6 protein-coding genes are annotated in these 6,908 nt (G+C 66.3%); all 6 read right to left on the reverse strand.

Features of this window, described 5'->3' with window-relative positions:
• On the reverse strand, positions 1 to 516 hold a 516-nt coding region (locus H5T60_10090), incomplete at its 3' end, for a thiamine diphosphokinase (GenBank protein ID MBC7242779.1).
• 10 nt (positions 517 to 526) lie between these two features.
• Entirely contained in the window at positions 527 to 1,309 is a 783-nt protein-coding gene (locus tag H5T60_10095) for an alpha/beta hydrolase (GenBank protein MBC7242780.1), read from the reverse strand.
• A gap of 30 nt (positions 1,310 to 1,339) precedes the next feature.
• Positions 1,340 to 1,726 (reverse strand): response regulator, encoded by a 387-nt coding sequence (locus H5T60_10100; GenBank protein MBC7242781.1) that lies wholly within the window; start codon positions 1,724 to 1,726, stop codon positions 1,340 to 1,342.
• Positions 1,723 to 5,064 (reverse strand): GAF domain-containing protein, encoded by a 3,342-nt coding sequence (locus H5T60_10105; protein MBC7242782.1) that lies wholly within the window; start codon positions 5,062 to 5,064, stop codon positions 1,723 to 1,725. Before H5T60_10105 ends, H5T60_10100 begins: the two co-directional genes overlap by 4 nt.
• 8 nt (positions 5,065 to 5,072) lie before the next feature.
• Positions 5,073 to 5,969, reverse strand: a complete 897-nt coding sequence (locus tag H5T60_10110; protein MBC7242783.1) for a response regulator — start codon at positions 5,967 to 5,969, stop codon at positions 5,073 to 5,075.
• The coding region (locus H5T60_10115) for a shikimate dehydrogenase (GenBank protein MBC7242784.1) at positions 5,966 to 6,908 on the reverse strand (943 nt) is incomplete at its 5' end. The genes H5T60_10110 and H5T60_10115, both read right to left, overlap by 4 nt.

Genomic DNA, 6,908 nt, shown 5'->3' on the forward strand with positions numbered 1-6,908 from the left:
GGGATATTCCAGCCCGCTGGTGACGATGCCCTCCACCACCGGGGACAGGGGGAGCAGGGAGACGATGTCGCCGGCCGCGCCGTGCAGGGTAACTTGCCGGCGCACCAGGAACAGCCGCTCCTGGCCGGCGATAATCTGTACCTCCCGGCCCTCCAGCCGCGGCCAGGTCAGCAGGAGGATGTTGGCCACCGTATGGTCCCACCGCCCGCCCAGTGCTCCCAGGATGAGGATCTCATCGGCGCCTTGGCGGACGGCGTAATCCAGGGCCAGCTCCAAGTCGGTCTCGTCCTTGCGGCTGGGATAGCGCAGGAGCAGGGCGCCGGCCTCCTCCAGCCGGCGGAGCGGCTCTTCCTCCAGCGAGTCCATATCGCCGATGACCGTGTGAGGCCGCAGGCCCCAGCGCATGACGTGATGGGCGCCGCCGTCGGCGCAGATCAGCAGGGGCGCGCCGGCGGCAATGGCCTTTGCCCCCTCCTCGTCCTCGATGATCCCATTGGCTACGATCACAGCCCGCACGACTGCTCTCCTATCGCGTGCGCCGGCGCCATTCCTGCTTCAGCTCCAGACTGCGCAGATCGTCGCCGGCCTCGAAGAAATCTTTCATCAGGCGGATGAACTTACTGCGCTCCTCCAGCATGGGGAAGTGGCGCGCCACATCAAAGTGGATCACCCGCGTGTTATAGCGCTCCGGATGGATCAGCGATTCGTCCAGCGGCTTGACCATGGGGTCTTTGCGGCCGTAGACCAGGAGCACCGGCATATCGAGCAGGGAAAGGGCGGCCGGGATGTCCACGTCCTCCAGCGCATCCAGGGTTTGCTCGACGACCTGTGGGTCGGTCTTGGCCAGCTCGCCGGCCAGCTCCGGGTACTCGTTCCAGCGGTATCCGAATAGGCCGAACAGGCCTTTGCCGCCGCTGACCAGCGCCTTGCGGTTGAGCATGGCCGGCGCGATGGGGAGGCTGACCGCCATGAAGCGTTCGATGCGCTGTGGAAAAAGGCCGGCGAAGCGCGCCCCCACCACGGCCCCCAGCCCGTGCGCGATGAGGCTGAAGCGCCAGATACCCATGTCCTCCAGGAAGGCGTCCAACTGCATCACGAAATCGTTGAGGTCGGAGTAGGGCGGCCGGCGCTCCGTATCCCCGAACCCCCAGAAGTCGAAGGCGTAACAGCGACAGCGGCTGGACAGCTCCTCCATGGTGTGCATCCAATAGCGCCATGAGCCGAGCCAGCCGTGCAGAAAGACGACCGGCTTGCCGCGTCCCACCGCCTCGTAATGTACGAGTTTGCCGTCTATGACGATTGCGCTCATGGCGTCCCAGCCATTTCCCGATAGGCCGGCTTATGCGGCCGGCGAACCCAGTTTCGCCAGCAAATCCTTGACCTGTTGGAGCAGTTCATCCGGCGCGAAAGGCTTCAGGATATAAGCCACCGCCCCCAGCTCCATCCCCCGCTGGATCTCGGCGGCCTGCCCCTTGGCCGAGAGAAACACGATGGGGATATCCCGCGTCTCCGGATACGTCTTGAGCTTCTCGCAGGCCTCGAAGCCCGTCATGCGGGGCATGCGCACATCCATCAGGATGAGGCGCGGTTGGAGGGCGCGCGCTTTGGCGATGCCGCTTTCCCCATCGTTGGCCTCCTCGACGTTCAGCCCGCCGAAGCGCAGGGTGAAGGCGATCAGCTCGCGGATGTCCCGTTCGTCCTCGACCACCAGAATCACGTCGCTCATGATGTCCCCTCCATGTGCCCCTTGTCCGCGGGGGATGTCAGGCTCTGCGCCGGCGGCTTTACCACCACATCGCGCACCGGCAGGGTGAACGTAAACGTACTGCCCCGCCCCGGCTCGCTCTCCACCCAGATGCGGCCGCCGTGCATCTCCACGAACGACTTCACGATGGCCAGCCCGAGACCAGTGCCCTGGCACTGCTGGACGCGCTCCGACTCGCCCCGGTAAAAGCGGTCGAAGATCTTGCCCAGGTCTTCCTTCGGAATGCCGATGCCGGTGTCCGCCACCTCCACCACCACGGCGGATTCCACCGGGCGAGCGCGGATGTCCACGCGTCCGCCGGCGTCCGTGTACAGTATCGCGTTCCCGACCAGGTTCACCAGCACCTGGGTCAGGCGGTCTTTATCCGCCATGGTGAGCGGCAGGTCCTCATCCACATGGGCTTCCAGGGTCAGGCCGTTCTGCGCCGCCTGGCCGGCCATGGAAGCGGCCACCGAGCGGATCAGCTCACCCAGGTCCACCGGCGTCATGTTCAGCTCGATGCGCCCCGTCTCAATGCGGCTGATGTCCAGCAGGTCGTTGATCAGAGACGTCAACCGGTTGGCGTTCTCCTGGATGATCTTCAGGAAGCGCTGTTGTGTCTCGTTCAGCTCTCCCACCGCGCCCATGACCAGCAGGTCGGTGTACCCTTTGATGGAGGTCATGGGGGTGCGCAGTTCGTGGGAGACCGTCGAGACGAACTCGCTCTTGGCGCGGTCGGCCTCCACCTCGCGGGTGATATCGCGCAGGACCGTGACCAGGCCCAATAGTTCGCCCTGTTCGGTGAGCACCGGGGCGATGTTGGTGCTGATAATGCGCCCGCCGATCTCCAGTTGGGTCTGCACCACCTGCGGGGGCTGGCCGGCCTTCAGCATGGCGTTCACCGAATCGATAGCCCTCTGCCGGCCTTCCGGCTCCGCCGCGGCGAAGAAGTTACGCACGTCCTGCCCCAACGCCGTCTCGGCCCGCGCTTCCAGGATGCGCTCCGCCGCGCTGTTCATCAGGATCACCCGCCCATGCACATCGTTCACCAGCACGCCGTCAGCGATGGAGCGCAGGATGGCCTCGTTGCGCGAGGCCTCTTCCCTCTGCTGGCGCCACATCGTGCCCAGACGTTCGGCTTGTTCGGTGATGAGGCGGTACAGCGTGGCGTTGTTAATGGCGGAGGCCACCTGGGATGCCGCCGCCGTCACCAGCGTCAAATGGCCGTCGTTGAAGTAATCCAGTTGGTCATGGAACAGGAAGAGCGCGCCCAGGACATCCTCGCCGGCCTGCAGGGGGACCGCCAGCGCGCTGCGCGGCGGGTTCGGCGTCCCCTCCAGATGCACCCAGCGCTCATCGCGCGTCGTGTCGGGCACGATGGTGGGCTTGCGCTGAGTGATGACCCAGCCGGCCAGCCCCTGGTCGCGCCGCAGTTGGGTGACCTGGCCCTCGCGCGGGATGGGGGTCGGCCGGCCGATGGCCGCCCGGATGACCAGGTACGGGGTGCGCTCGTCCGTCAGCAGGATAAGCCCCTCGGTGGCGCCCACTGCTTCCTGCAGGAGCTTGAGCGCCTGATGCATGACGCGGTGCAGGTCCAGGCTGGAGCTCAGCTCGCGGGCGATGCGGTAGAGCGCCTGCACGCGGTCGCGTTCCCTCCGCAGTTCGCGGGTGCGCTCCTCCACGCGCAGTTCCAACTGCCGGCTGAACGCCCACACCTCATCGTACAGCCGGGCGTTCTCTATCGCCGTGGCCGCCATATTGGCGATGAGCTGGCACTGCTGAATCTCCTCCGGGGAGAAGCGCCGGGGTTCCGCCAGGCTTTCCAGCGTGATGACACCCGTCACCTCATCCCGCACGATCAGCGGCACCACCAGCACGGAGCGCGGCCGGCGCACTTTCCAGAGCGCGCCCAGATCACGCGTCCCTTGTTCGACTGTCATATCCTCTATGCAGACCACGCCCTTCTCTTCCAGCACGCGGGACAGCACGGCATCGCTGGCCAGCGGCACGCGGAAGATCGGGGCCGGCTCCTCGCCTGGTCGGTAATGCTCTGCCGCAATCCGGCCGAACTCTCGCTCGGGGTCAAACAGCAGGACCGCACTGCGGTCCACCTGGAAGAGGCGCGCTACTTCATCCACCACGGTCTGCAGGATGCGGCGCGGTTCCAGGGAGGAGCTGATGGCCTGGCCGACCTGGAGCATGGCCTCAGCCGCCTCGGCGCGCCGGCGCTCCAGCTCGAACAGCCGGCGGTTCTCGATGGCGATGGCCGCCTGGCCGGCGAAGGTCTCCAGCGCCTCGATGGTGGCAGGATCGGGGAGCCGGCGGTCGCGCGGGTCATCCACGCTCAGGATGCCCAGCAACTGCTGGTTCTTGCCCCACAGCGGCACCAACAGCATGTCGTCGGGATGCCATTCCCCTTCGACAGTGGGCAGGCCGGCGCGCGGCGAGGTATACACGTGCAGTTCCGCCCCCCACTCATGAAAGCGCTGATGGGGGAAGAAATAGGACTGGTCCCCGATGCGGTATTCTTCCTTCAGCAGGGAGAGGATTTTCGCCAGGGGCTGGCGCACCTTTTTCAGCTCTTCGAAAACCTGGAGTGGCAGGCCAGCCGCGGCCACCCGCTCCAGCGCCGGCGGGTCGCCGGCAGTCACGCTGAACATGACGATGTTGAAACCGACCGATTCCTGGATGGCATAGGCGGCATCCTCCAACAGCTCTTCCAGCGGCCGGTCACTGCGGGCTTCCTGAGCGATGTGGAAGAGGTGGGAGAGCTGTTCGGCCCGCCGGCGCAGGGCCTCGCGCTGGCGCACCAGCTCCTCATAGCGCCAGGCACTGCCGACCGCAATGGAGGCCTGGGCGGCCAGCATTCTGCCGAACTCCACCTCGCTCTCGGCGAAGAGGGGCGGCACCGCCCGCTCCAGGAGCAACACCCCCACCACCTGTCCGGTGTACTCAATCGGGACGGCGAGGATGCCCGTGCCGTCCGCATCCTCTCCCGTGTGGGGATGGCCTGTGTGCAACGCCGGCGCCACCGCCGGATGGTGGGGCAGTTCCTGGGCCAGCGCCGGCAGGGCTTCCTCCTCCCAGCCGGCATGGGCCAGGAGCTGATAGGACGTGCCGGCGGAGTCCTTCAGCAGGATACAGCCGCGCCGCGCCCCCAGCGTCAGCACCGCCTCCTCCAGCACCTTATCCATCAGGTGTTGAAGGTCCAGCGTGGTGCTCAGCTCCTGGCTGATGCGCTGGATGGCCTCCAGTTGGATAATTCTCTGGCGCAGTTCCGCCTCCGCCGGCGTCTGCGCCCCCGCTTTCTGCCGGATCACTCCATCCCTCACGCAGATTCTGACGCTTTGCGCCGCGCCTCGGCGGCCGCCTCCGTGATCTCGCGGATGTCGGAGAAGGGCAGGGTCTTATCCGTGATGATGCCGATGGCCAGCGACATGAGCGGCTCCTGGCGCCGGCGCCCCTCGGCATCCTCCAGCAGGAGATAGCCGCGCTCGCGGTCCTGGAAGGAATAGAAGGAGCCGATGCCCTCGGCGAACTTGGCGCTGAGCTGTTCGGCCAGGAGGGCCGGCCGGCCGCCGAAGGTCACCACGATGAAATCGCTCCCACCCACATGCCCCACGAAGTCCTGCGGGGTGCCGTGCTCATTGATGACCTCGGTGATGACCATGGCGGCGAAGCGGAGCACGTCGTCGCCGGCGACAAAGCCGTAGGCGTCCGTGAACGGGGCAAAGGCCTTGATGCCGATGTACAGCACTGCCCAGTCCTGCAGGCGCAGGAGCTTCTTCAACTGTTCCTCGATGAGCCGACTGCTGGGCAGGCCGGTCACCGGGCTGGTCAAGCTCTCGTAGGTGGCGCGGCGCAGGGCGTTTTGCAGGCGGAGCCGCAGTTCCTCAATGTCAAAGGGCTTGGTGATGTAATCGTCCGCGCCCAGCTCCAGGCCGGCGATCTTGTCACTGCGGTCATCTTTTTGGGTCAGGAACAGGATGGGGATGTGGCTGGTGCGCAGGTTGGCGCGCAACTGCCGGCAGACCTCATAGCCGTCAATGTCCGGCAGACGGATATCGAGGATGACCACGTTGGGGATGTGCCGCCGGCCCATCTCCAGCGCATCCCGGCCGCGGCTGGCGGTCAGGATCTCATACCCCTGGGCCTCGAAATAAATCTTCAGCATATTGGCGATATCCACATCATCTTCCACGATCAGGATGCGTCCCTTGCTCATGCGCTTCCTCCCCCAAAGGATAACCCTGTCACGGATAACTGCGACTGCCGCCGGCGGGCCCGCACGTGCGCGATCTGCTCTTCCGTCAGTGGACGGTCGAAGGCGCGCAGGCCGGCCAGCCGGAAGCCGTGCTGTTGGCCGAGTCGCGCGATGGTCTGCACCTGTTCCACCGTGATATTGCGGCCGAGGGTGTAGCTCTCCAGCCGGCCCTCCAGCGCTAAAATCATCACCTCCGCCATACAGGCATAGGCGGTGCGCGGCGGAAAGCCGAAATCAAAGCCGAAATCCACATCGCCCGGCACCTGCACCACCCCGCCGTCCATCACCAGCACATCGTCGCGCGCCTGCGCGACGCGCGCCGAGACATCGCGCGGCCGGGCAATATCACACACCACCGCGCCACTGCGCAGATGATGCGGCTCGATGATCGCCCCGATGGCGGAGCTGACCGTCAGCACCAGCTCCGCCCGCGCTACGTCGTCCAGCCTGGTGGAGCCGACCAGACGGGCGTGGGACACGGGGCGGAGGGATTCGAGCAGGGACTCGATCTTGGAAGCGTGCCGGCCGATGAGGATCAGCTCCTGCACCTCGCCGGCCAGGATGTGCGCCGCCGCACGGCCGATGGCGCCAGTGGCGCCCACCACTGCCGCGGCGGCGCGTTCCATCTCGATCTCCATCTGCCTGGCGCCCTCGCGCACCGCCTCCAGCGCTACCGCCACCGTGTAACTGTCGCCCGTGGTGACGGGGATGGCGAGATGACGCGCGATGGTGACGCCGGCATCCCCCACCACCGATGTATATGCTCCCAGCCCGAGCAGTTTGGCGCCCAACCGCTCCGCCAGCCGGCCGGCCTGGATGATCTTGCGGTACACCCGCTCTACCGGCAGGGACATCATGCGCTCGGGCGTGAGCGGGCAGGCCACGAACCATCCCCCGACG

The organism is Anaerolineae bacterium (genome assembly GCA_014360855.1).
Classification (GTDB): Bacteria; Chloroflexota; Anaerolineae; order JACIWP01; family JACIWP01; genus JACIWP01.